The sequence below is a fragment of the Enterobacter cloacae complex sp. I1M genome (genome assembly GCF_014982425.1).
In the GTDB taxonomy this organism is placed as follows: domain Bacteria; phylum Pseudomonadota; class Gammaproteobacteria; order Enterobacterales; family Enterobacteriaceae; genus Enterobacter; species Enterobacter intestinihominis.
Genome location: NZ_JADCLG010000042.1, coordinates 80,479 through 106,007, shown reverse-complemented (window position 1 = coordinate 106,007; position 25,529 = coordinate 80,479). Strand labels below are relative to the sequence as shown.

Below are 25,529 nucleotides of genomic sequence, written 5' to 3'. Positions count from 1 at the left end.
GTGATCCCGCACAATATATTCAGAGATGTCCAAAAACCGCGAGATTTTAACCTGACTGTCTGTGGGATCAATGCGCTCAGTGGACATCGGGCAATTAGTTTGTAACGATTTGATAATATCGGTATTTATATCATCAATAAAAAACGCATTTTTACGCACAGGCCGCCCAGATTTTCACTGGGCATCAGCTGAAGATGGCTGCGGTGCAGGCGGGCAATATCGTTGGCCAGCGCCAGGCCAATGCCGGACCCGGCGGCATCGCCCACGTTATCCAGCCGATGAAACGGCAGCATGGCCTGGGAGATCTGGTCTTCGGCAATACCCGGTCCGCTGTCCTCCACGCTCAGCTCAACGGCATCGTTATCCATGCGCAGGTATACCGTCACGATGCCCTGCTCCGGCGTGTATTTGATCGCGTTCTCCAGCAGGTTAGCGCAGAGTTCGCCCAGCAGAACGTCATCCCCCTCAATCATTACCGGCTGTTGTACGCCGTCATAACCGAGATCGATACCCTTGCTGCGCGCCTGTGCCAGCCGCGAAAAGCAGCAGTTTTGCACCACCTGCACCAGATCGACAGGGGCAAACTGTCGCTCCCCCTGCTCTTTCCGCTTCACCGCCGAAAGCTGTAACAGCCTTTCCGTCAGCACGATGGTGTTATCCAGCGTAACGTTCATTGCCCGTAAGCTCTCCTGCCACAGCGCCGGATCGTTACGCGTCAGAGCAACGGATACCTGCGTTTTTAGCACCGCCAGCGGCGTTTTGAGCTGGTGTGAGGCATCGGCATTGAAGCGCTCCTGCCGCGAAAGTACGCCGCGCAACCGGTCGATGTAACGGTTAAACGCCACAATCAGCAGCCGCGTTTCCGACCAGGGCAGCAGCTCCGGCAGCGGGGCCAGCAGCCCGGGCTCACGGCGCACCATCAGCGAAGAGAGTTGCCGCATTGGGCGCAGCACGCGGCGCAGCAGCCAGGCGGTCAGGACCAGCGTCAGCAGCACCAGCAGCCCCTGCGACACGAGTGAGGAAAACAGCAGCTGTGTGGCCAGATAGCGCCGCGACTGCAACGTTTCTGCGACGTAAATTTCCGCCATCCCGAACACGTTATCTTCGTTAACCGGCTGGAGCAGCTTCGCCACGCGGATCGCCTGCCCGCGATACTCGGTATGATAAAACCACGCCAGCGCCGGATAGTGAGTGGTGCGCGACGTGGAGGGAGGCATATTTGGCAGATCGTCATAGCCGGAGATCGTCCGCCCGTCAGGGTCAACCACCTTGTAGTAGAGGCGATCGTTCATGTTCAGCTCAAAGCTGTCGAGCACGACCCAGGGCACGTTCACCAGCAGCTTGCCCTTGTGCACCACCAGCCGCTCAGACACGGTGCGCGCCGAGGATAACAGCGTACGGTCATAGGCCTGCGTCGCCGCCTGTAGCGCGCTAACGTAGCTGTTAAAGGCTGACAGCCCCCATAACAGCAGCAGCGGCAAACCCAGAAAGAGCAAAAGTTGCAGGTAAAGCGACTGCGGCTTAACCCACTTCATCGCCGCACTCCAGCACGTAGCCCAGTCCCCGGAGGGTGGTGATCCGCACGCCGCTGCCGGTCAGCTTCTTACGCAGGCGGTGAATATAGAGATCGATACTCTCGGGGCTGACGTCGTCGTTCAGGCTGAACACCTGGTCGAAGAGCTGTTGCCGGGAGACGGGACGGGTCCGGCGGTGCATCAGCACCTTCAGTAAAGAGAGCTCGCGCGGCGTGAGGGAAAGAGGTTCATCGCGCAGCAGAAAAAAGCCTTCATCATCGTACTCCAGCTCTCCCAGCCGCTGGCGCTCCTGGGTTCGTCCTTCACTGCGGCGCAGCAGCGCACGCAGGCGGGCATCAAGCTCCTCCAGCTCGAACGGCTTCGGCAGATAGTCATCCGCCCCGGCATTCAGCCCTTTCACCCTGTCTGCCACGTTGCTGCGGGCGGTGAGAAACAGCACCGGCAGCGTCTGCCCGCGCTTTCTCAGACGATGCACCACTTCCAGCCCGTCGAAGCCGGGCATGCCGATATCAAGGATCGCGACGGCATAGTTTTCCCCCTGTAAAAGGTGATCGGCCGCCCGTCCATCGTTGACGCAATCCACGGCAAATCCGTTTTGTACCAGCGCTTTTTCCAGCCAGTGAGCCAGCTCACGATTATCTTCCGCCAGTAAGAGACGCATATCACATCCTGTAAAGTTGGTGTCGCAGTGAAAGGGAAATGAAAGGTTATTGTTTTAACAATCACGCAACGGAACCGCTACAAGGTGGTTCACATAATCAGAAAAAAGACACCCGTACCCGTACTCCCGGTTCTCCGGCGTGAGGATAAACGATGAAAAAACAACTACTTTCTACCCTTGCTGCAAGCGTATTGCTGTTGAGTGCCTCTGTCGTCCAGGCGCAGGACACCCCGTCCCGCACCGAGTGTATCGCCCCGGCCAAACCCGGCGGCGGCTTTGACCTGACCTGTAAGCTGATTCAGGTCAGCCTGCTGGAGACGAAGGCCATTGAGAAACCGATGCGCGTCACCTACATGCCCGGCGGCGTGGGCGCGGTAGCCTATAACGCCATCGTCGCCCAGCGCCCTGCTGAACCCGGCACCGTGGTGGCCTTCTCCGGCGGCTCGCTGCTGAACCTGTCGCAGGGGAAATTTGGTCGTTATGACGTAAATGACGTGCGCTGGCTCGCCACCGTAGGCACCGATTACGGCATGATCGCCGTTCGCGCGGACTCCCCGTGGAAATCCCTGAAAGATCTGCTGACCGCCATGGAAAAAGATCCGAACAGCGTGGTGATTGGCGCAGGCGCCTCTATCGGCAGCCAGGACTGGATGAAAGCCGCGCTGCTGGCGCAGCAGGCCAAAGTGGATCCGCACAAAATGCGTTACGTGGCCTTTGAAGGCGGCGGTGAGCCGGTGACGGCGCTGATGGGCAATCACGTGCAGGCAGTATCGGGCGATCTCAGCGAAATGGTGCCCTACCTGAGCGGGGATAAGATCCGCGTGCTGGCGGTCTTCTCGGAAAACCGTCTGCCGGGCCAGCTTGCAGACGTCCCAACCGCCAAAGAGCAGGGTTATAACCTGGTCTGGCCGATCATCCGTGGCTTCTTCGTCGGGCCAAAAGTGACCGACGCCGAGTACCAGTGGTGGGTGGATACCTTCGCAAAACTTCAGCAAACCGAGGAGTTCAAAAAACAGCGCGATCTGCGCGGGCTGTTTGAGTTCAACCTGAACGGCAAGCAGCTGGACGAGTATGTGAAAAAACAGGTGAATGACTACCGCGAACAGGCGAAAGCCTTTGGTCTGGCGAAATAACCGGAGGCGCTATGAGCGATCGCATTTTTGCCGGGATATGGCTGCTGCTCTGCATTGGCGGCCTGTTCGTCGCCTGGCAGATCCACAGCGAATACAGCTATGAACCCGTGGGGCCACGCCCCTTTCCCGTAGGCATTGTTGGCCTGATGCTGCTCTGTTCGGTGGCCCTGCTGCTGCGCCATCCGGACACCGTGGAGTGGCCGCCACGCCGCACGCTGCAACGTCTGCTGGTAATGGTGATTGTTCTGCTGATGTACGCGTGGGGCTTTGAGTGGCTCGGCTTCCCGATCGCCACCGCCCTGCTGACGATGGTGATTGGCATACTGTTTAACGCCTCGCTGCCTGCGGCGGGGATCTCCGGGGTCGTACTGGGCATTTTACTCTGGTACGCCTTCGACCGCCTGCTGGACGTGACCCTGCCGCTCGGCGCATGGTTTAACTAACGGAGCACGCTATGGATACCTGGATCTATCTCTCTCAGGGGTTCGCGGTAGCGATGACCCCGGAAAACCTGGTGATCGCCCTGATCGGCTGTTTCGTCGGGACGATCGTTGGCCTGCTGCCGGGCCTTGGGCCTATCAACGGCGTGGCGATTTTACTGCCGCTGGCCTTTGCGCTGCACCTGCCTGCGGAATCGGCGTTGATCCTGCTGGCGACGGTTTATATCGGCTGCGAATACGGGGGGCGTATTTCCTCGATACTGCTTAACGTGCCCGGCGATGCCGCTGCCATTATGACCGCGCTGGATGGTTATCCGATGGCGCAGCAGGGACGCGGCGGCGTGGCGCTCTCTATTTCCGCCGTCAGCTCGTTCTTTGGCTCCCTGATCGCCATTGGCGGCATCATCCTCTTCGCCCCGGCGCTGGCCCAGTGGTCGCTGGCATTTGGTCCGGCCGAGTATTTTGCCCTGATGGTATTCGCCATCGCCTGTCTCGGCAGCATGATGGCGCAGAATCCGCTGAAGTCGTTTTTGTCTGCGTTGATTGGCCTCAGTCTGGCCACCGTCGGCGTGGATGCCAACACCGGAGTTTATCGCTTTACCTTCGACAGCGTCCACCTGTCTGACGGCGTGCAGTTTATCGTCGTGGTGATTGGTCTGTTCTCTGTCTCAGAAATCTTACTGATGCTGGAACATACCAGCAGCGGGCAGACGCTGGTGCGTAAAACCGGACGTATGCTCTTTAATGCCAAAGAGGGGGCGCAGTGTGTGGGTGCCACCCTGCGTTCGGCGGTGATCGGTTTCTTCGTCGGCATTCTGCCAGGCGCGGGGGCGACTATCGCCAGCGCCATCACCTACATGACCGAGAAAAAGCTGAGCGGTAACAGCGACAGCTTCGGCAAAGGCGATATCCGCGGCGTGGCGGCGCCGGAGGCGGCGAATAACGCCTCGGCCTGCGGCTCGTTTATCCCGATGCTGACCCTCGGCGTGCCGGGCTCCGGCACCACGGCGGTGATGATGGGCGCGCTGACGCTCTATAACATCACTCCGGGCCCGGCGATGTTCACCGAGCAGCCGGACATCGTCTGGGGCCTGATTGCGGCGCTGCTGATCGCCAACGTGATGCTGCTGGTGATGAACATCCCGCTGATCGGGCTATTCACCCGTATGCTGACCATTCCCCTGTGGTTCCTGGTCCCGGCCATCGCCGCCGTCTCTGCGGTTGGGGTGTACGCGGTGCACAGCACCACCTTCGACCTGGTGTTAATGGTGCTGCTCGGCGTGCTGGGCTACATTCTGCGCAAGATGCACTTCCCGATGTCGCCGCTGATTTTAGGGTTTGTATTGGGGGAAATGCTGGAGCAGAACCTGCGCCGCGCCCTCTCCATCAGCAATGGCAACATGGCGATCCTGTGGGAGAGCAGCGTGACGAAGATCCTGCTGGCGATGGCGATCATGGTGATTGTCGTGCCGCCGGTGCTGCGCTGGATGCGTCGACGCCAGCAGAAACCGCAGCCGGATATCGGCTGATTAGCCCCTCAACAGAGCATTGACCCACTGCCTTAACGCCTGGCGGGAGATCTTTATCCCGCCATTTTTCAGTTCTGACGGCAGCGCCAGCCAGTGTACCGGCTGCTCAAAGCGCGCCAGCCTGCCCTGAACCCACTCCGGCAACAGCGTGATATCCGTGCCCGGCTCACATTCCACTACCGCCACCGGGCGTTGCCCGTATTCGGCGTCATCCAGCGGGACGATAAACACCTGGCTTACCTGCGGATGTGTGACGATAACGCGCTCCAGCGCTTCCGGCTGGATCCCTTCTCCGCCGCTGAAAAAGAGATTGTCCATTCGGCCCAGAATGGTCAGGCGTCCGTCATGCCACTCGCCGCGATCGCGGGTGGCGAACCAGCCCTGCTCGTTGACAAGCGGCAGTAAGGCGCCGTCTCGCCAGTAGCCCGCCGCCATGCTTTCCGCCCGGATCCAGACTTCACCGTTCACCACCTGAAGGTCTCTGCCCGGCAGCGCGCTGCCCACGTCCGGCGCGCCGTCGGCCTCTTTGGCGCAGACGGTGGAGGCGAACTCGGTCAGACCGTAGCCGCAGAACGTGCGGATCCCCTGCTTGCGCGCCTGTTCGGTCAGCTCAACGGGGATTTCCGCCCCGCCGAGCAGCACGGCTTTCAGCGCGACGGGATGGTGTGAATTGAGCAGCCGCCACAGTTGCGTCGGCACCAGCGAGGCGTGGGTACAGCCCTGCAGGGCCTGCTCCAGCGGCTGTTTTTCACGCACGGTGAGACGGCCTCCGCCCTGCAACCAGCGCCACAAAATCCCCTGACCGGAGACGTGAAACAGCGGCAAGGACAGCAGCCAGTCGTCATCACCGCCATAAGGCATCAGCGACAACACGCCTTTTGCGCTGGCAAGGTGGGCGGCACAGGTGTGCACCGCCGCTTTTGGCAAGCCGGTGGAGCCGGAGGTGAGCGTCATCGAGGCCAGCCGTTCTGCCCGCCACGTCACGCCACCCTGCCCCTCTCCCTCTCTTAATACCAGCCCAGGCAGACCGTCATACTCACCGTTAAGCACCAGCGCAAAGCGCAGGGTCATCTGCGGCAGGAGGACGTCCAGCAGCGGACGGGGAAGCTGAGGGTTCACCGGCAAAATGCGGGCGCCGCACTGAAGCAGCGCCAGCCAGGCCAGCAGGGTCTGCGGATGGTTGTGGGCGAGCAGCATGACGCCGTCCCCGTCCCTGACACCCTGAGACTGAAAACCGGCTGCCAGACGATCGATACGCTCGCCCAACTGTGACCAGTTGAGCGTTATATCGTCTAAACGCAGCGCGGGTGTATCGGCACTCCTGGAGCGCCAGTGCCGCCACGGCCAGTCGGTAAAAGTCATTGCAGCGGCTCCAGCGTCCCGACATCGAGGCACGGCAAGGTGCTGTCCGGCCACTGACGAATCAGCTGGGCCTGCATCAGGTTTAGCGTATCAAGACCGGGAACGGTGTCCGGCGTTAACCATGCAGCGATGCGCGCCAGTTGCGTCAGCCCGAGGCTGGATTCGATGGATGAACTGATCACCGCCGTCAGCCCTGCGGCATGGGCCGCCGCAACCTGCTCGCGCACCTTGTCGAGGCTGCCGGTCAGCGTTGGCTTAATGACCACGGCCCCGACGCCCGGCTCGGCGGCAAACGTAAAACCGGCTTCGCGCAGGCTCTCATCCCAGGCAATGGCAATGCCGGTTTCCCGGGCGAAGGCGCGAGAGTCGTCGCGCGTTTTGCACGGCTCTTCGAGAAACGCGATGCGGTTGCGGTACGCCGGGTTGACGTACTTCGCAAACTGCTGCGCCCTGAGCGGCGTCCAGGCGCGGTTGGCGTCCAGGCGCAGGTGCAGATCGGGAATGGCTTCCAGTAACAGGTTAACCACCATCCCGTCGCGCACCGCTTCGTACAGGCCGACCTTAATTTTCGCCACCTTCTCGCCAGGCATCCCGGAGAGCAGCGCGAAAAGTTCATCCGGATCGCCGGAACAGAGCGGCGCGGCGCGATAATTCGCCGCATCCGGCAAACGGCCGTCCAGCTCTGCCAGCGCGCAGCTGATGCCGAACGCGACGGAAGGAACGTCCGGCAGCGACGGATCTGCCCCCTCACGCCATTCGTGCGTCCAGGCCATCAGCGCCGCCTGCGCCTCATCCAGCGTTTCCAGGCTAAAGCCCGGAAGCGGGGCGATTTCACCCCACCCTTCCCGCTCGCCCTGCCGGAGATGCACGAAAAAGCCATCACGGGTTTTTAACCGCCTTTCACGCAGTACCACGCCCGCGTCCATCGGTATCTGCCAGCGGTAAACCTGCGCGCGACGCATTACGGGTTCCGTTTGTATTTGCTGAAGTCTGGCTGGCGTTTTTCGTTGAACGCGTTGCGCCCTTCCTGACCCTCTTCGGTCATATAGAACAGCATGGTGGCGTTACCCGCCAGCTCCTGAAGTCCCGCCTGACCGTCACAGTCGGCGTTGAGGGCCGCTTTCAGGCAGCGCAGCGCCATTGGGCTGTTTTGCAGCATTTCGCGACACCAGCGCACGGTCTCTTTTTCCAGATCGGCGATCGGCACCACGGTGTTAACCAGCCCCATGTCCAGCGCTTCCTGGGCGTTGTACTGACGGCACAGGAACCAGATTTCGCGGGCTTTTTTCTGGCCGACGATGCGCGCCATGTAGGATGCCCCCCAGCCGCCGTCGAAGGAGCCAACTTTCGGGCCAGTCTGGCCGAAAATGGCATTTTCCGCCGCGATAGTCAGGTCACACATCATGTGCAGCACGTGACCGCCGCCGATGGAATAACCTGCTACCATCGCAACCACTGGTTTTGGACAGGTGCGGATCTGGCGCTGGAAATCCAGCACGTTCAGGTGGTGCGTGCCGGCATCATCCTGGTATCCGCCGTAGTCGCCGCGGACTTTCTGATCGCCGCCCGAGCAGAAGGCTTTCTCCCCTTCCCCGGTGAGGACGATGACGCCGATGTTGTCGTCGTAGCGTGCATCCGCCAGCGCCTGGATCATCTCTTTTACGGTCAGCGGACGAAACGCGTTGCGTACCTGTGGACGATTGATGGTGATTTTGGCGATACCATCGGTGGATTTGTGGTAGCGAATGTCGGTGTAGCCTTCGGAGCAGTCCTGCCATTCAACCGGCGCGTAAAGCATGTTTTCATCAGGATAGATCATAGCGTGTCCTTTGTTCGATAACGCAGTATCTGAGCCAGACTCGCGGCAACCGCTTCCGGGTTGTCCCGGTGGGCGTTGTGTCCGGCATGAGGGATAGCATGACGCATGGCGTTAAGTTCAGCAGCGATGGCTGCAAACTTCCCGTCACGTTCGCCATAGAGATAGTCGAAAGAAAAATCACGCGCGGTGAGCGCGGGACGTAAATCAGGCTGAACGGCAAGCGAGGTGGCTTCCAGCATCTCAGCCAGCCTCGGGCCGTTGTTCCGGCTACGCAGCGCGATCAGCGCGTTGCGCTGTTCATCCGTAAGGGAGGTAAAGACCGGCTGTTGATACCAGTCGGCAAAGACGGCTTCAAGCGGCTCACTGCGAAAACGTGACGCCCAGCGGCGGTCCGAGGTCAGCCGCGCCTGGCGCGCCTCGACGTCTTGCAGCCCAGGGTGTCCACCTTCCACAATCACCCCGTCTAACCCCGCAGGATGCTGGCAGGCATGGAACATCGCAATGCGGCCACCGAGTGAGTACCCTACCAGCCAGTAATTTAGTATGTTGTAACTAATTAAGGTATACGTGAGCAATTCACTTACCTCTGCAAACCCCGTCACGCCCGTATCCGCTGAACCACCGTGCCCGGGCAGGTCAAGGTAGAGCCTGGGGTAGTCATGCAGCGACGCCCCAACGGTCTGCCACTCACGACAGTCGCCGGAAAAACCGTGCAGGAAAACCAGCCAGGGGTAGCCTGGTTTTCCGGGCTGAGTGACGCCAGCGAGGATCACAGGTGACTCACCTGCGCCAGCAGATGTTGCAGCTTCTGCGCACCGTCAGAATCGTTTACCACCAGCTCAATCAGCGTCGCGCCAGGCTGCCGCCAGGCGGTGTTCAGCGCCGTCTCCAGCGCGTCCCAGTTTTCCGGGCGATGGTACTTCAGGCTGAACATGGCGGCGGCGTGTTCGAACTGCACGTTTTGCGGCATCAGATAGAAGCGCTCACGTTCGCTTTGCGGCGTCGGCAGCAGGGAGAAAATCTGTCCGCCGTTATTGTTAACAACAATCAGCACGAACGGAGCCGACGCCTGACGCAGGAGCGCCAGCGCGTTGAGATCGTAGAGGGCTGAGAGATCCCCCACAATCGCCAGCGTGGATTTTGCGCTGGCCCGCTGTACGCCAGCGGCGGTGGAGATCAGTCCGTCAATGCCGCTCGCGCCCCGGTTGCTGTATACCGGATAACCCGCGGGCAGCTGCGAAAAGGCGTCAATCAGGCGCACCACCAGGCTGTTACCGACAAAAAGTTGCCCCTGCTCGGGAAGATATTTGCGGATACGGTGCGCCAGCCCGGCTTCACTGAACTCCTCGCACTGCGCTTTGGTGAGTTCCCACGCCTGACGCGACAGCGCCGGGATCTCCACCGCCCAGGGTTTGCGTTTTTCCGCCGGATGCAATTCCAGCCAGCTGTCAATATCGCTCACCAGGCGGCGACCGCGATGGTGCGCCGGGTCAAGGCGTCCTTCGAGCGGATCCACCAGCCAGTACTCTTCTGGCGTACAGGTGGCCTGCCACTGGAGCAGTCGCTTGCCCGTCAGGCTCGAGCCCAGCTGGACGACAATTTGCGCCTGCGCCAGCTCGGTGACCGCTTTCGCGTTCCCCAGCCAGAGGTCAGCGCAGGGCAGCGGCTGGCCCGTCTGGGAAAGCACGTCACCAATCAGCGGCCAGCCAAGCGTTTGTGCCCACTCCGCCGCCAGCTTGCCTTCCGCCGCACTCATCCGCCCGGCAATCACCACCCCGCGCTTCTGGCGCCAGAAGAACCAGTCGCGCTGCTTAGCGCTTTCCAGATGCGTCTGCTCACGCAGCCAGGGCTTTTCGCTCTCCCACCATTCTCCCAGCTGCTGTTGCCAGGCTAGGCCGGTCTCGTTCATTTCGCCGTACAGCGGTTCGGCAAACGGGCAGTTAATGTGCAGCCCGCCGCTGCGCAGTGCGTTCATGGCGTGGTCGAGAGTTGAGACCAGCCAGCTGGCGGGAATATCCTGGGTGGGGCGCGGCAACGAGACCGTCTGTGAAGGATGCGAGGCAAAAATGCCAGGCTGACGAATCGCCTGGTTCGCGCCGCAGTCAATAAGTTCCGGAGGACGATCGGCGGTGAGTAAAATCAGCTTTTCGCCGGTTAACCCCGCTTCAATCAGCGCGGGATAGAGGTTTGCCACCGCCGTGCCGGAAGTCACTATCACCGCCACGGGCGCGTTGCTGACTTTCGCCAGCCCGAGCGCCAGGTGGCCGAGACCACGCTCGTCAAAATGGGTGTGATGAATAAAAGCCCTGTTTTCCGCCGCAGCAAGGGTGAGCGGCGTGGAGCGAGAGCCCGGAGCAATACACACATGCCTGACACCATGGCGGGTCAGGGCTTCAAGGATCACCGTCGCCCAGCGTCGGTTAAAAGAACTTACTGACATGAGATTGTCCAGTATCAAGAATGCGACACAGTATAGATAATAGAAAAAGTCAGAATTTTGATATGAATCGGGATTGCACGAATCAGTATTAATCCCTCAGGAGGAGGGAACGCAGCCCGGCGGCCTTATTTTCAATCTCCTGCCACTCCTGCTCTGGATCGGAGCCGCTGACGATGCCCGCCCCCGCATAAAGACGCAGCGCGTCGTCATGAACGCGGGCGGAGCGTAATGCCACGCAGAACTCGCTTTGATCGCGCGATAAATAGCCCGCCGATCCGGCGTACCACTCCCGGTCAAACGGCTCCACTTTCGCAATAAATTCTCGCGCCGCCTGACGCGGCAGCCCGGCTACCGCCGCCGTCGGTTGCAGAATATGCAGACACTGCTCGTCATCAGACTGTTTGAGTTCGGTCCAGATACAGCGGCGTAAATGCTGCACCTTGCGCAGACGCAGCACCTGCGCTGGGAGGATCTCCAGCGTCCGGGTATGGTGCTGAAGACGCTGGCAGATATCTTCCACCACCAGCATATTTTCCCGCTGATTTTTGTCGTCGTTCATCAGCCAGTCGCCCAGACGCTGGGCCTGCTTATCGTCAGTATGGCTGGCGACGGTGCCTGCCAGCGCTTCAGTGCGCAGCAGCATGCCGCGTCGCCGCCAAAGTCGCTCGGGCGTCGAGCCGAGGAACGCGTTGCAGGCGTCAAAGACCATACAAAAATGATAGCAGTTGAGGTTCAGCGCGCGGCTGGCGGCCATTAGCGCGATGGCGTTCACGGGCTGCTGGCACTGCACGTCTGTAGCACGTGCGAGCACCACTTTCTCAAAATCGCCGCGAGCAAGGGTATCCGTCGCCTGACGAATCAACGCCAGCCATTCCGGTTTTTCCGGATGATGGGTTTCCTGCACAATCTGCACGGACAACGGGCGGATCGGCGCGGCGTCGCGCAGGTTATCAATAAACTTCAGTGCGTCACCGGCATCATCACACAGCGACGTTTCGCTCCACAGTTGCAGGCGCAGCGTGGCGACCCCGCCAGACCGTCGCCAGAGAAGGCGCGGTAAAAACAGCTTTCCCTGTGCCGGGTTGAAGGCGTTCAGGCCGCAGATACGGGTATCATTGGCTACGTCATGGGTGTGCAAAAACCGGGAGGCCGAGGCCAGAGAGTCAAAATGGGCGAGGCTTCCGAGCGCGGCAAGTTCTTCATCACCGCTCCGCTGTTGCCAGTAAAACTGGGGATAGCATCGCTGCACACCCAGCCAGGCCAGCGGATCGAAGGCGTCGTTTAACGGGAAAGAGACATCGAAATGGCGTGAACCGGGTGTAGCGGGTAACGCTTGCGCAAGCTGAGTGCGCAGGCGTTCCAGCGCGATGGAAATCGAATGCACGCGAACCTCTCCCTGTTAAAACCTTACATTATACGGGGTACTGATGATAAATAGCAGTACCCACGTGTAGGGAGGGGTTTACCGGCTTAACGACGGGCTAACAGCAGGCCCAGCACCAGCCCTACGGCCGCACCGACCCCAATGCCCTGCCACGGCTTTTCGTGCACATAATCGTCGGCACGATAAACCGCCTGTTTGGCGCGGTAGTAGTAATTGTCGGATGCGTTGCTGACGCGGTTTTTCACGTCATGCAGCGCCTGCTCGGCGCGGGCTTTGAGCTCAATGTACTTCTGATCGGCAGGATCGCCTGAAGAGCGCAGTACTTCTTCCAGCGTTTCGCTTAACAGCGTTAAATCGTCGTCTGCTCGGGTATCCCAGGATTGAAATGACATATTTTTCTCCATGTTAGTACACCAGTCCGATAACTATAGACAACGTCTCGCTATTGCGCCTGTTTCGCTTCGCGCGCCATACCGATGTGTGGGATGCCATCTTCATCGTAAATGTCCGTGACCGGGGTAAAACCAAAATGGCCATAGAATGATTGCAAATGCGCCTGCGCGCCCAGGTATAACGCCTTGTCTGGCCACCGTTTCAGGCATGCGTCCAGCGTTTTTTCCATCAGCTGATAGCCCAGCTTTTCACCGCGCGCGCTTCCGCTGATAATGACGCGGCCAATGACGACAGGGTCAAAATCCTCTTCGCTTTTCAGAATCCTCGCATACGCCACCAGCTCGTTATCGCGCCAGCCGAGGATGTGCCGGTTCTCGCCGACCAGGTCATCGCCGTCGATATCCTGATACGGGCAGGTTTGTTCAACCACAAAAACTTCGCAGCGCAGTTTGAGCAGGGCGTAGAGTGACTGAATAGTCAGTTCGCTGTGGTGTAGATCTTGCCACTGGATCATGTGTTTCTCCTTCCTGGGGTTCATCACGTTATACTAAACCCCTTCCCATTCGGCAAAGGGCTGATTGCGTTATGGAACTGATTTTTCTGGGTACGTCCGCGGGCGTGCCAACCCGCTCACGCAACGTGACGGCGATTCTGCTGGATCTTAAGCATCCTACCCGCGGCGGGCTGTGGCTGTTTGACTGCGGCGAAGGTACGCAGCATCAGTTGCTGCATACCTCATACCACCCGGGGAAAGTGGATAAAATATTTATCACCCATCTGCACGGCGACCATCTGTTTGGCCTGCCGGGCCTGCTGTGTAGCCGTTCGATGGCCGGTAACGCTAACCCGCTGACCATTTATGGCCCTGCGGGTATTCAGGCATTCGTTGAGACCACGCTGCGCCTGAGCGGCTCGTGGACCGATTATCCGCTGGAGGTGGTTGAGATCGGCGAAGGTCTGGTGTTCGACGACGGAGATTACCAGGTGCGCGCTTACCCGCTTAACCATCCGGTGGAATGCTACGGCTATCGCGTTGAGGAGCATGACAAGCCCGGCGCGCTGAACGCCGCCGCGTTGCAGGCCGATGGGGTGAAACCTGGCCCGCTGTTCCAGCGTCTGAAGCACGGCGAGACCGTCACGCTGGAAGACGGGCGCGTCATCAACGGTCAGGATTACCTTGCGCCGCCGCAGCCGGGCAAAAAACTGGCTATTTTTGGGGATACCGCCCCCTGCCCTTCGGCGCTCCGGCTTGCCGGGGGTGTGGATGTGATGGTGCATGAGGCAACGCTGGAAGCGGCGATGGAAGAAAAAGCCAATAGCCGGGGGCACAGCTCAACGCGTCAGGCCGCGCAGCTGGCGCGCGAGGCTGGCGTCCGGAAACTGATTGTCACTCACGTCAGCTCACGCTATGACGTCCGCGGCTGTGAAAGCCTGCTGGCAGAGTGTCGGGAGGTGTTCCCGGCATGCGAGCTGGCGGAAGATTTTGCTCAGGTCAGCGTTTAGTCCTTCATTTTTCCCTCAGGGTGCCGATAACGATTAAAAGGCCAGCATTTCTCTTGAGGGTAGAATGGATAATTTCCAGAAAGATATTGATGACAGGGCGAACCTGACCCAGTCCAACCGTTTTGAACTGTTGCTGTTCCGTCTTGGCACCTCTCTGAACGAAAATAAATCCGAGCTGTTCGGCATCAACGTGTTCAAACTGCGCGAAATTGTGCCGATGCCGACCTTCACCAAACCAGCGGGAATGAAGTCTCCGCTGATGGGGATGGTAAATATTCGCGACCAGGTGATCCCGGTGATCGATCTGGCCGCCGTCGCCGGCTGCAAGCCAGCCACCGGGCTAAACATTTTGCTGATCACCGAATATGCCCGCAGCGTGCAGGCGTTTGCTGTAGAATCGGTGGAAAACATCATGCGTCTCGACTGGAAGCAGGTGCACGCCGCGGAAACCGCCGTCAGCGGTCGCTACATCACCAGCATTGCCTGTCTGGACGAAAAGACCGATACCAACGATCTGGCAATGGTGCTCGACGTGGAGCAGATCCTGTATGACATCACCCCGGCGAACCACGATCTGCACGCCACCCATCTGGAAACCACCAAATTCAACATCAAGCCTGGCTCTGTCGCGATTGTTGCTGAAGACTCGAAAGTAGCGCGCTCAATGCTGGAGAAGGGATTGCAGGCAATGGAGATCCCGGCTCAGCTGCATATCACCGGCAAAGACGCATGGGAGAAAATCACTCAGCTGGCCGCGCAGGCTCAGGCTGAGGGCGTCCCCGTTACCGATAAGATTGCCCTGGTATTAACCGACCTCGAAATGCCGGAGATGGACGGCTTTACGCTGACGCGCAAAATCAAAACTGACCCGGTACTGAAAGATATTCCGGTGGTGATCCACTCGTCTCTTTCCGGCAACGCGAACGAAGATCATATACGCAAAGTGAAGGCTGACGGCTATGTGGCGAAGTTTGAGCTGAATGAGCTGTCGTCGGTGATTGAAGAGGTGCTGGACCGCTCGATGAAGAAGATTGACGGGCCGCTTATAAGCAGGAAGCAGTTAGCTTAGTCGGGTGGCGCTTCGCTTACCCGACCTACAAGACCTGTAGGCCCTGCAAGCGTAGCGCCGCTGGGCAATAAAAAACCCGCCGAGGCGGGTTTTTTGCTTTTACATCAGCGGCATCGCGCGCTGCACAATCTCAATCAGCGGCTGCGGATAGATACCGAAGATTAGCACCAGAAGCGCGGAGATCAGCACCACGATCCCCCCGGCGCTGTACTGCCAGTTGGACGGCGCATCACGGTTGAGCTGCTGAGGCGCGCTCAGGTACAGGCTCACAGCCACACGCAGGTAGTAGTAAAGACCAATCGCGGAGCCGATAACGACACCGGCAGTCAGCCACCACAGACCCGCCTGCACACCGACGGCCAGCACGTAGAACTTACCGATAAAGCCCAGCGTCATCGGGATACCCGCCAGAGAGAGCATCATCACGGTCATTACCGCAGACAGAATCGGACGGTGCCAGAACAGACCACGGTAGGAGAACAGGGAATCTGCATCCGGGCCACGGTACGGGCTGGACATCAGGCTCACCACGCCGAACGCGCCGAGGCTGCTGAACAGGTAACCGGCCAGATACACACCCACGGTTTCCATCGACATCTCACCGCTTTGCAGCGCAATCAGCGCCACCAGCAGGTAGCCCAGATGGGAAATAGAGGAGTAGCCCAGCAGACGCTTAATGTTGGTCTGGCTCAGCGCCATCAGGTTACCGAAGATGATGGAAACGAACGCGATAATGCCCAGCACCACGCGAACCGCTTCGCTGTCACCCACCGGGGCGTACAGGAACAGACGCATGACCACGCCAAAGATAGCGATTTTACTCGCCGTCGCCAGGAAGGTAGAGACCGGCGCTGGCGCACCCTGATAAACGTCTGGCGTCCACAGGTGGAACGGCACCAGAGAGAGTTTAAAGCCAAGGCCAACAATCATCATGCCCAGACCCGCCAGCAGCAGCGGCTCGTGCATCATACCGTCGCCGAGGCTCTTACCGAGCGCCAGGAAGGAGAGGTTACCCGTCTGTGCATACAGCAGCGCGATACCGAACAGCAGGAACGACGACGCAGCAGCGGACAAGATGGTGTACTTGATAGCCGCTTCCAGTGAGCGTTTCTGGCGGAAGGCGTAACCAATCAGGCCGAACAGCGGCAGTGAGATCAGCTCAATACCGAGGAACAGCGCGGCCATGTGGTTCGCGTTCGCCAGCAGAATGCCGCCGAGCGCGGCAATCAGTACCAGCAGGTAAAACTCTTCTTTGTTGTCGTTGTAACCTTCGAGCCACGGGTACGCAAAGGTACAGGTTGCCAGGCTCGCCAGCAGCACCAGACCGGTGTAGAGCATGGCGTAGCCGTCAACGCGCATCAGCGGCGTGACGTCCATTGCGCCCGCCTGGCCAACAAACCAGAGGGAGACTAACGCAGCGTTCAGACCCAGAACGGACAGGGTCGCATTCAGGAAGTGATTGCGTCGCCACGCAATGGAGAGCATCACAACCACCACCGTCAATCCGACGATCAGCAGCGGTAGCAGCGCGATCAGTTGTTGTGGAGTTATTGTCATGGCGAATTACGGCCTTGTAGTAGAAGCAGAATTAACAAACCACTGCTGGATGTTACCCATCGCGGAGTGCGAGGTATCCAGAATCGGCTGCGGATAGAAGCCCAGCAGCACCAGCAGTACGACCAGCAGCAGGATGATGGACAGCTCACGCAGCGACATCCCCGGCAGTTCTTTAGCAGCAATTTCGCTCTTCGCTTTACCGAAGTAGGCGCGGTGCAGCATCGCCAGCGAGTACACGGAGGCGAACACCAGACCAAAGGTGGAGATGACGGTAATCATCGGAACCACTTTGAAGCTGCCGAACAGAATCATAAATTCGCCAACGAAGTTACCGGTACCTGGCATACCCAGGGTGGCAACCGCGAAGAACATGGAGAGTGCAGGCAGCCATTTCATTTTGCCCCACAGGCCGCCCATCATACGCATGTCGCGGGTATGCAGACGTTCGTACAGCTGACCGCACAGGATGAAGAGACCGGCTGCGGACAGACCGTGCGCAATCATCTGGATCACCGCGCCCTGGTACGCCAGCTGGCTACCGGTGTAGATGGCAATCAGTACGAAGCCCATGTGGGAAACGGAGGTGTAAGCAATCAGACGTTTGATGTCGTACTGCGTGAAAGCCATCCATGCACCGTAGAAGATACCGATCACGCCAAGCCACATGGCAATCGGCGCAAACTCTGCGGAGGCGTTCGGGAACAGCGGCAGGGAGAAACGCAGCAGACCGTAGGCCGCCGTTTTCAGCAAGATACCCGCCAGGTCAACGGAACCCGCCGTTGGCGCCTGAGAGTGCGCGTCCGGCAGCCAGCCGTGCAGCGGAACTACCGGCATTTTCACCGCGAAGGCGATGAAGAAGCCCAGCATCAGCAGGTATTCCACACCGTGGGACATCGGGGTCTTCAGCAGATCTTCATAGTTGAAGGTCCAGACGCCGGTGGCGTTGTAATGCACAAACACCAGCGCCAGGATGGCAATCAACATCACCAGACCACTCGCCTGGGTGTAGATGAAGAACTTGGTGGCCGCCGTGATACGCGTTTTACCGTCGGATGCCTTGTGGCCCCACAGCGCGATCAGGAAGTACATCGGCACCAGCATCATCTCCCAGAAGAAGAAGAACAGGAACATGTCGATGGCCAGGAACACGCCGATAACGCCGCCCAGGATCCACATCAGGTTCAGGTGGAAGAAGCCCTGGTATTTTTCGATTTCTCGCCAGGAGCAGAGTACCGCCAGAACGCCGAGCAGACCGGTCAGCACGACCATCAGCAGCGACAGACCGTCAATCGCAAGGTGGATTGTGATACCGAAACGTGGGATCCACGGCAGAATGAACTCAGACTGCCACTGCGGAAGGCCCGCAGACTGGGTCAATGAGTAGCCACCCTGCAACCACAGTTGCAGGCCAAGCGCGAGCGTCAATCCCATGGTGATCAGCGCGATCCAGCGCGGCATCTTCACGCCAAAGCGTTCAGTCTGCCAGCACAGGAAGCCGCCGATGAAGGGAATTAATATTAGCCAGGGTAATAACATGGCGATTTTTATTCCTTGTTAAAGTCCCTCAGGGACCGATTTTCAACGAATTCGACAAAATTCACGTGTTAGTGCGGTTTGTGGTGTCGGGTGACGCTCACGCTTACCCGACCTACGGTCTCGTAGGCCCGGTAAGCGCAGCGCCACCGGGCAAAAACCACTATCGCAACACCATCAGCAGCGCCAGCACGACAACCGCACCGATGCTCATGGATGCCACATACCAGCGCAGATAGCCGTTCTCGCTGTACAGCAGGCCTTTACCTGCAAAGCGAGAGAGGATCGCCGGGATATTCATCAGGCTGTTCAGCGGATCGCGCTTCAACAGCCACGCAATGCCCAGGAACGGCTTCACGAAGATCATGTCGTACAGCCAGTCGAAGCCCCATGCGTTGTACCACCAGGTGCCCAGCAGACGGCCCGGCGCGCTGTTGGCAACGGCAGTCACCAGCGTGCGTTTGCCCAGCCACAGCCATGCGGCAATCAGGATGCCCGCGATAGCCACAACGCCCGAGGTGATTTCAAGCGTCAGAACGCGACCGTGCTCAAGCTCGGTTGTTGCCGGCAGTACGCCCTGCAACGGTGGCACAATCATCGCGCCAACGAAGGTGGAGAGTACCAGCAGCACAATCAGCGGCAGGTGGTGGGTAATCCCCTTCCCTGCGTGGGCGTGAATTTGTTCTTTACCGTGGAAGACGATGAAAATCATACGGAAGGTGTACAGGGAGGTCATAAACGCACCGACCAGACCCGCAACCATCAGATTGATATGACCATTCGCCATGGCGCCCGCCAGGATTTCATCCTTACTGAAGAAGCCTGCGGTAATCAGCGGCAGTGCCGCCAGCGCCGCGCCGCCTACCAGGAAGCAGACATAGACCAGCGGGATGGACTTACGCAGTCCGCCCATTTTGAAGATATTCTGCTCGTGGTGGCAGGCCAGGATCACCGAACCGGATGAGAGGAACAGCAGCGCTTTAAAGAACGCGTGCGTCATCAGGTGGAAAATGGCTGCGTCCCACGCCTGAACGCCCAGCGCCAGGAACATGTAACCAATCTGGCTCATGGTGGAGTACGCGAGAACGCGTTTGATGTCGGTCTGCACCAGCGCGGCAAAGCCTGCCAGCACCAGCGTAACCGCACCGACGATACCCACCAGATGCAGAATTTCCGGGGTCATCAGGAACAGGCCATGGGTACGCGCAATCAGGTAGACACCGGCGGTGACCATGGTCGCGGCGTGGATCAGCGCGGAGACAGGGGTTGGACCCGCCATCGCGTCGGCAAGCCATGTCTGCAACGGCAGCTGTGCGGATTTACCCACAGCACCACCCAGCAGCATCAGCGTTGCCCACCACAGCATGTTGTTGCCTACTTCGAAGTGCGCTGGCGCCAGTTCCACCATTTCGCGGAAGTTCAGCGTGCCCAGTTCGTTGTAGAGAATGAACAGCGCGAAAGCGAGGAAGACGTCACCCACACGGGTCACGACGAACGCTTTCATGGCCGCTGCGCCATTCTTCGGATCGGTGTAGTAGAAACCGATCAGCAGGTAAGAGCACAGACCCACGCCTTCCCAGCCCAGATACATCAGCAGCAGGTTATCGGCCAGCACCAGAACCACCATGCTGGCGATAAACAGGTTGGTGTAGGCGAAGAAGCGGGAGTATCCCTCTTCACCGCGCATATACCAGGAGGCGAACATATGGATCAGGAAGCCGACGCCGGTGACCACGGAGAGCATGGTCAGAGACAGACCATCCAGCACCAGGTTGAAACCGATGTTGAAGTTACCGACCGACATCCAGTTCCACAGCGGCACGCTGTAGGCCTGACGTCCATTGTTAAAGAAATCGATACCCGCATACGCTGTCACCAGCGCAGCCAGACCGATTGAGCCAATGCCCACGGTGGCAGACAGATTCTCAGACCAGCGGCCGCGAGAAAATGCCAGCAGCACGAAGCCAATCAGCGGAAAAATAATGGTTAAGGCAAGCATGTTCATCCACGCAACTCACTTACTGAATCGATGTTCAGGTTCTGGCGGCGACGATGGAGCTGCAGCAACAGCGCCAGGCCAATACTCGCTTCGGCAGCCGCGAGGCTGATGGCGAGAATGTACATCACCTGACCGTCGGCCTGGCCCCAGTAGCTACCGGCGACCACAAAGGCCAGCGCGGAAGCGTTGATCATGATTTCCAGACCGATCAGCATAAACAGCAGATTGCGGCGGATAACCAGACCGGTTAAGCCCAGAACGAACAAAATCGCAGCGAGGATCAGTCCATGTGTTAAGGGGATCATGCGCGCTCCTCCGTTTTTCTTTTCGCACGGTCATCAGTGCGGTTGCTCAGCACCTCACCAACACGTTCTTCGCGACCGACGTGGAAGGCAACAACCAGGCCCGCCAGCAGCAGCATAGAGGCCAGTTCAACCGCCAGAACGTACGGACCAAACAGCGCAATACCAACAGCCTTGGCGCTGATTGGCGTGCCGTCAATGCCCTGGTCGTTAACGCCCAGAATAGCGTAAACAATCACCACCAGCATGATGGCCGACAAAATTGCCGGGCCAATCCACACCTGCGGTTTTAACCATTGACGTTCCTGCTCAATTTCAGAGCCGCCCAGGTTGAGCATCATCACCACGAACACGAACAGCACCATAATGGCACCCGCGTAGACGATAATTTCCAGCGCACCGGCAAAATGCGCGCCCAGCGCAAAGAACACCCCGGAAATAGCCAGCAGCGAAATGATTAAATACAGCAACGCATGCACCGGATTGGTGTGCGTGATCACTCGCAGCGTAGCCAGGATGGCGATAAGGCCACAGATATAAAAAGCGAATTCCATTGCCCTCTCCTTACGGTAACAGGCTCTTGACGTCGATAGGCTTAGCTTCGTTCTCTGCTTCGCCCTTATCTTTGCCGTCGATTGCCATACCCGCCATCCGGTAGAAGTTATATTCCGGGTATTTGCCCGGACCGGAAATCAGCAGATCCTCTTTCTCGTACACCAGGTCCTGACGCTTGTACTCACCCAGCTCGAAGTCTGGAGTCAGCTGAATCGCCGTGGTTGGGCACGCTTCTTCACACAGACCGCAGAAAATGCAGCGTGAGAAGTTGATGCGGAAGAACTCAGGGTACCAGCGGCCGTCTACCGTCTCGGCTTTCTGCAGAGAGATACAGCCTACCGGACACGCTACCGCACACAGGTTACAGGCTACGCAGCGCTCGGAACCGTCCGGGTCGCGCGTCAGCACGATACGGCCACGGTAGCGCGGCGGCAGATATACCGGCTCTTCCGGATACATCCGGGTTTCGCGTTTGGCAAACGCGTGCAGGCCGATCATCCAGATACTGCGTACCTGGGTGCCAAAGCCTACGAGTAATTCTTTTAAGGTCATGATCTCAAAGCCCCTTATGGCTGCTGCCAGAGAATGACAGCCGCCGTTACCAACAAGTTGACGAGCGTCAGCGGCAGGCACACTTTCCAGCCGAAGGACATTACCTGGTCATAACGCGGACGCGGTAAGGACGCACGAATCAAAATGAACATCATCATGAAGAACGCGGTTTTCAGCGCGAACCAGATGAACGGCGGTAAGAACGGGCCATGCCAGCCACCAAAGAACAGCGTTACCATCAACGCGGAAATGGTGACGATACCGATGTACTCGCCCACGAAGAACAGACCGAATTTCATACCGGAATATTCAATGTGGTAACCGTCGGCCAGTTCCTGTTCGGCTTCTGGCTGGTCAAACGGGTGACGGTGACACACCGCCACGCCCGCGATAGCAAAGGTCACAAAACCAAAGAACTGCGGGATAACGTTCCAGATGTCGGCCTGGTTGTTGACGATGTCGGTCATGTTGAATGAACCGGCCTGCGCCACCACGCCCATCAGGGAGAGCCCCAGGAACACTTCGTAGCTCAGCGTCTGCGCGGAAGCACGCATCGCACCCAGCAGCGAGTATTTGTTGTTACTGGACCAGCCTGCGAACAGCACCGCGTACACCGCGAGGCCTGCCATCATCAGGAAGAACAGAATGCCGATGTTCAGGTCAGCCACCACCCAGGTCGGGCTGACGGGAACGATAGCAAACGCCAGCAGCAGCGAGGTAAAGGCGATCATCGGCGCCAGCGTAAAGATCACGCGGTCCGAGAAGCGCGGAACCCAGTCCTCTTTAAAGAACATCTTGATCATGTCCGCCACCAGCTGGAGTGAACCACCCCAGCCCACGCGGTTCGGTCCGTAACGGTTCTGGAACAGACCGAGCAGACGACGTTCACCGAAGCTCATGAACGCGCCGCAGGTGACGACCACCAGCAGAATGACGACCGCTTTCAGAATGCTCAGCAGGATGTCGATAAGATCCGGCGTTAACCAACTCATGCTTTTGCCTCCTGAAGGTTATCAAGATGCGCACCCGCCAGGACCGGCGCGATGCCAGGCATACCCATCGGCAGACCCACCTGCCCTGCTGACAGGCTTTCAGAAATAATCAGCGGCAGGCTGATTGTCTGGCCGTCGTAGCTAAAGGCAATGTTCGCACCCGCGTTAACGCCAAGCTTCGCGGCATCCGCCGGGTTGAGCTTGATGTACGGCTGCGGCATACGCTGCTGGAATACCGGAGAACGCTGGGACATTTCGTCGCTACCGAACAGATGGTAGTACGGCGCAATACGCCAGTGGCCTTCCTGAGCCTGGAAACGTTCCGGAACGGTAGAGAAGAAGTCCAGATCGGTTTCGGAGGCTTCAATCAGACGCACGCCCGGATCGCCGTGGCGCAGATGACCACCCACTTCAGCCTGGAATTTGTTCCATGCCTGCGGGGAGTTCCAGCCCGGTGCCCATGCAAACGGGATTTGCGAACGCGGCGCAGACGGCTGGTTGTTCCCTTCCATCGAGAAGGCGAACATGGTGTCTTTATCCTGCGGCTGACGCGGTTCGTGCACGCTGATGTTGGCACGCATCGCAGTACGACCGCTGTAGCGGTGCGGCTCACGCGCCAGTTTCTGGCCGCGAATACGGAAGCTTGCGTCAGGCGCGGCGTCTTTAATGCCCGCCAGCTGAGGCAGTTTCTCAACAACCGCGTCGATTACGTGGTCGAGCTGCGTCCAGTCCACTTCACGACTCTGCACGGTGCTGTGCAGAGAGTGCAGCCAGCGCCAGCTTTCCAGCATCACGGTGTTGCTGTCGTAGTAGGCCGGGTCATAAACCTGGAAGAAGCGCTGTGCGCGGCCTTCGTTGTTGATCACCGTCCCGTCGCTTTCTGCGAAGCTTGCAGCAGAGAGCACCAGGTGTGCTTTGTCCATGATCGCGGTGCGCTGATGGTCGATAACCATCACCAGCGGTGCTTTGGAGAGCGCGGCGTCAACGCGAGCGGCGGAAGCGTGGCGATGCAGGTCATTTTCCAGCACTACCACCGCATCAGCAGAACCGGATTCCAGTTCGCTTAACGCTTCTTCCAGCGAGCCGCCGCCAATCATGCCCAGTCCGATGCTGTTCACCGCACGGGCAATCATGGTCACACCGACGTCAGCGCCACGGCCCTTCAGGGCTTTGGCAACGTTCGCTGCGGCCTGAATGATTTCAGCGCTACCGGCGTTGGTACCGGAAATGATCAGTGGTTTCTTCGCCCCCGCCAGCGCCTGAACAATCACGTCGACCTTGTTCTGCAGGTCGCGATCCAGTTCAACGGCCGGCGAGTTGCTGTCCAGCGCGTGGGCAATGGCAAAGCCGAGGCGCGCCTGATCTTCAACCGGTGCGCAGTAGGTCCACGCGGCGATATCGTCCAGACGGGTGTTGTCGACGTTAGTCACAAACAGAGGATGCTTCGCGCGCTGGCCGATGTTGAGGATCGCCGCAATCTGCCAGTCAGCCACTTTCTGCGCCGCTGCCATTTCACGTGCTTTACCCTTCACCGCCTGACGAACCGCCAGAGCCGCGCGTGCGCCGGTCTGCGTCAGGTCTTCCCCGAGCACCAGAACCGCATCATAGGATTCGATTTCGCGCAGCGCAGGCGTGTGTACACCGCCTTCACGCAGCACTTTCAGCACCAGTTGTAGACGTTCCTGCTCGCCATGGGCGATACCGGTATAGAAGTTTTCCGCCCCAACCAGCTCGCGCAGCGCGAAGTTGCTTTCGATGCTGGCGCGCGGGGAGCCGATGCCGATCACTTTCTTCGACTGACGCAGAATATCTGCCGCGCCCTGCATCGCCTGTTCAGCGTTGAGGGTAATGACGTCGTCGCCACGGCGCTGAACCGGCTGACGCGGACGGTCTTTCAGGTTCACATAGCCATAGCCAAAACGACCGCGATCGCAGAGGAAGTAGTGGTTAACGGTACCGTTGTAACGGTTTTCGATACGACGCAGTTCACCGTAACGTTCACCCGGGCTGGTGTTACAGCCGAGGGAGCACTGCTGGCAGATGCTTGGCGCAAACTGCATGTCCCATTTACGGTTGTAACGCTCGGAGTGGGTTTTATCCGTGAACACGCCGGTCGGGCAGATTTCTACCAGGTTACCGGAGAATTCGCTTTCAAGCGTACCGTCTTCCGGACGACCGAAGTAAACGTTGTCATGCGCGCCATACACGCCCAGATCCTGACCGTCTGCATAATCTTTGTAGTAACGCACGCAGCGGTAGCAGGCGATGCAGCGGTTCATTTCGTGAGAGATGAACGGCCCCAGATCCTGATTTCGGTGGGTACGCTTGGTAAAGCGATAGCGACGGAAGCTGTGACCGGTCATGACGGTCATATCCTGAAGGTGGCAGTTACCACCCTCCTCACACACCGGACAGTCGTGTGGGTGGTTGGTCATCAACCACTCCACTACGCTTTCGCGGAACTGTTTGGCTTCTTCGTCATCAATCGAAATAAAAGTGCCTTCGGTGGCTGGCGTCATACAGGACATCACCAGTCGACCACGCGTGTCTTCCGCGTTTTGATATTGCTTCACCGCACACTGGCGGCAAGCACCGACGCTGCCCAGCGCCGGATGCCAGCAAAAGTACGGAATATCGAGGCCAAGAGACAGACAAGCTTCCAGCAGGTTGTCCGCCCCGTTGACTTCGTATTCTTTGCCGTCTACATGAATCGTAGCCATTAGCATGCTTCCAGTTGGCTCGGCCGAAACCGAGCGTTAATCAAAATTCTG

At 58.8% G+C, this 25,529-nt stretch carries 23 protein-coding genes; 5 read left to right on the top strand and 18 right to left on the bottom strand.

What is annotated here, in order from left to right; all coding sequences use genetic code 11:
* Window positions 1-125: 125 nt before the first annotated feature.
* Window positions 126-1,535 (bottom strand): sensor histidine kinase, encoded by a 1,410-nt coding sequence (locus tag INF86_RS21170; RefSeq protein ID WP_023306632.1) that lies wholly within the window; start codon window positions 1,533-1,535, stop codon window positions 126-128.
* On the bottom strand, window positions 1,522-2,196 hold the full coding sequence (gene tctD, locus INF86_RS21165; RefSeq protein ID WP_017693014.1) for a transcriptional regulator TctD: 675 nt from the start codon (window positions 2,194-2,196) through the stop codon (window positions 1,522-1,524). Before tctD ends, INF86_RS21170 begins: the two co-directional genes overlap by 14 nt.
* A gap of 152 nt (window positions 2,197-2,348) precedes the next feature.
* On the opposite strand from tctD, the gene INF86_RS21160 reads away from it, so the two are divergent.
* Genes INF86_RS21160 through INF86_RS21150 form a run of 3 tightly spaced genes read left to right on the top strand, consistent with a single transcriptional unit; the run spans window position 2,349 to window position 5,298 of the window.
* Window positions 2,349-3,329 carry a tripartite tricarboxylate transporter substrate binding protein gene (locus tag INF86_RS21160; RefSeq protein ID WP_038416442.1) on the top strand — a complete coding sequence of 327 codons (981 nt, stop codon included), beginning with the start codon at window positions 2,349-2,351 and terminating at the stop codon, window positions 3,327-3,329.
* A gap of 11 nt (window positions 3,330-3,340) precedes the next feature.
* Window positions 3,341-3,772: a tripartite tricarboxylate transporter TctB family protein gene (locus tag INF86_RS21155; RefSeq protein WP_022648813.1), complete on the top strand. Its 432-nt coding sequence runs from the start codon at window positions 3,341-3,343 to the stop codon at window positions 3,770-3,772.
* A gap of 11 nt (window positions 3,773-3,783) precedes the next feature.
* Complete coding sequence (locus tag INF86_RS21150) at window positions 3,784-5,298, top strand: tripartite tricarboxylate transporter permease (RefSeq protein WP_022648814.1); 1,515 nt, start codon at window positions 3,784-3,786, stop codon at window positions 5,296-5,298.
* Here INF86_RS21150 and menE read toward each other — a convergent pair whose 3' ends face one another.
* The 8 genes from menE to INF86_RS21110 all read right to left on the bottom strand — a co-directional run bounded on the left by menE (window position 5,299) and on the right by INF86_RS21110 (window position 13,210).
* Window positions 5,299-6,660: an o-succinylbenzoate--CoA ligase gene (gene menE / locus INF86_RS21145; RefSeq protein ID WP_063854239.1), complete on the bottom strand. Its 1,362-nt coding sequence runs from the start codon at window positions 6,658-6,660 to the stop codon at window positions 5,299-5,301.
* Window positions 6,657-7,622, bottom strand: coding sequence for an o-succinylbenzoate synthase (gene menC, locus INF86_RS21140; protein ID WP_023300619.1), 966 nt, complete (start codon window positions 7,620-7,622; stop codon window positions 6,657-6,659). Before menC ends, menE begins: the two co-directional genes overlap by 4 nt.
* Window positions 7,622-8,479 carry a 1,4-dihydroxy-2-naphthoyl-CoA synthase gene (menB, locus tag INF86_RS21135; protein ID WP_014832749.1) on the bottom strand — a complete coding sequence of 286 codons (858 nt, stop codon included), beginning with the start codon at window positions 8,477-8,479 and terminating at the stop codon, window positions 7,622-7,624. The genes menC and menB overlap by 1 nt, the downstream gene beginning before the upstream one ends.
* Window positions 8,476-9,252: a 2-succinyl-6-hydroxy-2,4-cyclohexadiene-1-carboxylate synthase gene (gene menH, locus INF86_RS21130; protein ID WP_063150336.1), complete on the bottom strand. Its 777-nt coding sequence runs from the start codon at window positions 9,250-9,252 to the stop codon at window positions 8,476-8,478. Before menH ends, menB begins: the two co-directional genes overlap by 4 nt.
* A complete protein-coding gene (menD, locus tag INF86_RS21125; RefSeq protein WP_022648819.1) occupies window positions 9,249-10,919 on the bottom strand; it encodes a 2-succinyl-5-enolpyruvyl-6-hydroxy-3-cyclohexene-1-carboxylic-acid synthase in 1,671 nt (556 codons plus the stop codon). The genes menH and menD overlap by 4 nt, the downstream gene beginning before the upstream one ends.
* A gap of 88 nt (window positions 10,920-11,007) precedes the next feature.
* Window positions 11,008-12,303 carry an isochorismate synthase MenF gene (gene menF, locus INF86_RS21120; protein WP_193543903.1) on the bottom strand — a complete coding sequence of 432 codons (1,296 nt, stop codon included), beginning with the start codon at window positions 12,301-12,303 and terminating at the stop codon, window positions 11,008-11,010.
* An 86-nt stretch (window positions 12,304-12,389) separates the two neighbouring features.
* The gene (gene elaB / locus INF86_RS21115; protein ID WP_022648821.1) at window positions 12,390-12,695 is read right to left on the bottom strand and encodes a stress response protein ElaB; all 306 of its coding nucleotides are present in this window, start codon (window positions 12,693-12,695) and stop codon (window positions 12,390-12,392) included.
* 50 nt (window positions 12,696-12,745) lie between these two features.
* Window positions 12,746-13,210, bottom strand: a complete 465-nt coding sequence (locus INF86_RS21110; RefSeq protein ID WP_023300622.1) for a GNAT family N-acetyltransferase — start codon at window positions 13,208-13,210, stop codon at window positions 12,746-12,748.
* A 71-nt stretch (window positions 13,211-13,281) separates the two neighbouring features.
* On the opposite strand from INF86_RS21110, the gene rbn reads away from it, so the two are divergent.
* A complete protein-coding gene (gene rbn / locus INF86_RS21105; RefSeq protein ID WP_022648823.1) occupies window positions 13,282-14,199 on the top strand; it encodes a ribonuclease BN in 918 nt (305 codons plus the stop codon).
* 64 nt (window positions 14,200-14,263) lie between these two features.
* Complete coding sequence (locus INF86_RS21100; protein WP_022648824.1) at window positions 14,264-15,268, top strand: chemotaxis protein; 1,005 nt, start codon at window positions 14,264-14,266, stop codon at window positions 15,266-15,268.
* A gap of 99 nt (window positions 15,269-15,367) precedes the next feature.
* On the opposite strand, the gene nuoN is transcribed toward INF86_RS21100, so the two are convergent.
* The 8 genes from nuoN to nuoG form a co-directional block, all read right to left on the bottom strand.
* Window positions 15,368-16,825 (bottom strand): NADH-quinone oxidoreductase subunit NuoN, encoded by a 1,458-nt coding sequence (nuoN, locus tag INF86_RS21095; RefSeq protein ID WP_022648825.1) that lies wholly within the window; start codon window positions 16,823-16,825, stop codon window positions 15,368-15,370.
* Between the two features lie 6 nt (window positions 16,826-16,831).
* The gene (nuoM, locus tag INF86_RS21090) at window positions 16,832-18,361 is read right to left on the bottom strand and encodes an NADH-quinone oxidoreductase subunit M (RefSeq protein WP_023300624.1); all 1,530 of its coding nucleotides are present in this window, start codon (window positions 18,359-18,361) and stop codon (window positions 16,832-16,834) included.
* A 160-nt stretch (window positions 18,362-18,521) separates the two neighbouring features.
* Window positions 18,522-20,363 (bottom strand): NADH-quinone oxidoreductase subunit L, encoded by a 1,842-nt coding sequence (gene nuoL / locus INF86_RS21085; RefSeq protein ID WP_193543902.1) that lies wholly within the window; start codon window positions 20,361-20,363, stop codon window positions 18,522-18,524.
* A complete protein-coding gene (nuoK, locus tag INF86_RS21080; protein ID WP_006176506.1) occupies window positions 20,360-20,662 on the bottom strand; it encodes an NADH-quinone oxidoreductase subunit NuoK in 303 nt (100 codons plus the stop codon). The genes nuoL and nuoK overlap by 4 nt, the downstream gene beginning before the upstream one ends.
* Window positions 20,659-21,213, bottom strand: a complete 555-nt coding sequence (gene nuoJ, locus INF86_RS21075; RefSeq protein WP_006176507.1) for an NADH-quinone oxidoreductase subunit J — start codon at window positions 21,211-21,213, stop codon at window positions 20,659-20,661. Before nuoJ ends, nuoK begins: the two co-directional genes overlap by 4 nt.
* A gap of 10 nt (window positions 21,214-21,223) precedes the next feature.
* Window positions 21,224-21,766 (bottom strand): NADH-quinone oxidoreductase subunit NuoI, encoded by a 543-nt coding sequence (gene nuoI / locus INF86_RS21070; protein ID WP_003861491.1) that lies wholly within the window; start codon window positions 21,764-21,766, stop codon window positions 21,224-21,226.
* A gap of 14 nt (window positions 21,767-21,780) precedes the next feature.
* Window positions 21,781-22,758 carry an NADH-quinone oxidoreductase subunit NuoH gene (gene nuoH, locus INF86_RS21065; RefSeq protein WP_022648828.1) on the bottom strand — a complete coding sequence of 326 codons (978 nt, stop codon included), beginning with the start codon at window positions 22,756-22,758 and terminating at the stop codon, window positions 21,781-21,783.
* The gene (nuoG, locus tag INF86_RS21060; RefSeq protein WP_023300626.1) at window positions 22,755-25,478 is read right to left on the bottom strand and encodes an NADH-quinone oxidoreductase subunit NuoG; all 2,724 of its coding nucleotides are present in this window, start codon (window positions 25,476-25,478) and stop codon (window positions 22,755-22,757) included. Before nuoG ends, nuoH begins: the two co-directional genes overlap by 4 nt.
* Between the last annotated feature and the right edge of the window lie 51 nt (window positions 25,479-25,529).

Bases quoted from the DNA above. Each gene is read 5' to 3' on its own strand.
- INF86_RS21170 (WP_023306632.1), bottom strand. From the start codon at position 1,535: ATGAAGTGGGTTAAGCCGCAGTCGCTTTACCTGCAACTTTTGCTCTTT.
- tctD (WP_017693014.1), bottom strand. From the start codon at position 2,196: ATGCGTCTCTTACTGGCGGAAGATAATCGTGAGCTGGCTCACTGGCTG.
- INF86_RS21160 (WP_038416442.1), top strand. From the start codon at position 2,349: ATGAAAAAACAACTACTTTCTACCCTTGCTGCAAGCGTATTGCTGTTG.
- INF86_RS21155 (WP_022648813.1), top strand. From the start codon at position 3,341: ATGAGCGATCGCATTTTTGCCGGGATATGGCTGCTGCTCTGCATTGGC.
- INF86_RS21150 (WP_022648814.1), top strand. From the start codon at position 3,784: ATGGATACCTGGATCTATCTCTCTCAGGGGTTCGCGGTAGCGATGACC.
- menE (WP_063854239.1), bottom strand. From the start codon at position 6,660: ATGACTTTTACCGACTGGCCGTGGCGGCACTGGCGCTCCAGGAGTGCC.
- menC (WP_023300619.1), bottom strand. From the start codon at position 7,622: ATGCGTCGCGCGCAGGTTTACCGCTGGCAGATACCGATGGACGCGGGC.
- menB (WP_014832749.1), bottom strand. From the start codon at position 8,479: ATGATCTATCCTGATGAAAACATGCTTTACGCGCCGGTTGAATGGCAG.
- menD (WP_022648819.1), bottom strand. From the start codon at position 10,919: ATGTCAGTAAGTTCTTTTAACCGACGCTGGGCGACGGTGATCCTTGAA.
- elaB (WP_022648821.1), bottom strand. From the start codon at position 12,695: ATGTCATTTCAATCCTGGGATACCCGAGCAGACGACGATTTAACGCTG.
- INF86_RS21110 (WP_023300622.1), bottom strand. From the start codon at position 13,210: ATGATCCAGTGGCAAGATCTACACCACAGCGAACTGACTATTCAGTCA.
- rbn (WP_022648823.1), top strand. From the start codon at position 13,282: ATGGAACTGATTTTTCTGGGTACGTCCGCGGGCGTGCCAACCCGCTCA.
- INF86_RS21100 (WP_022648824.1), top strand. From the start codon at position 14,264: ATGGATAATTTCCAGAAAGATATTGATGACAGGGCGAACCTGACCCAG.
- nuoN (WP_022648825.1), bottom strand. From the start codon at position 16,825: ATGACAATAACTCCACAACAACTGATCGCGCTGCTACCGCTGCTGATC.
- nuoM (WP_023300624.1), bottom strand. From the start codon at position 18,361: ATGTTATTACCCTGGCTAATATTAATTCCCTTCATCGGCGGCTTCCTG.
- nuoL (WP_193543902.1), bottom strand. From the start codon at position 20,363: ATGAACATGCTTGCCTTAACCATTATTTTTCCGCTGATTGGCTTCGTG.
- nuoK (WP_006176506.1), bottom strand. From the start codon at position 20,662: ATGATCCCCTTAACACATGGACTGATCCTCGCTGCGATTTTGTTCGTT.
- nuoJ (WP_006176507.1), bottom strand. From the start codon at position 21,213: ATGGAATTCGCTTTTTATATCTGTGGCCTTATCGCCATCCTGGCTACG.
- nuoI (WP_003861491.1), bottom strand. From the start codon at position 21,766: ATGACCTTAAAAGAATTACTCGTAGGCTTTGGCACCCAGGTACGCAGT.
- nuoH (WP_022648828.1), bottom strand. From the start codon at position 22,758: ATGAGTTGGTTAACGCCGGATCTTATCGACATCCTGCTGAGCATTCTG.
- nuoG (WP_023300626.1), bottom strand. From the start codon at position 25,478: ATGGCTACGATTCATGTAGACGGCAAAGAATACGAAGTCAACGGGGCG.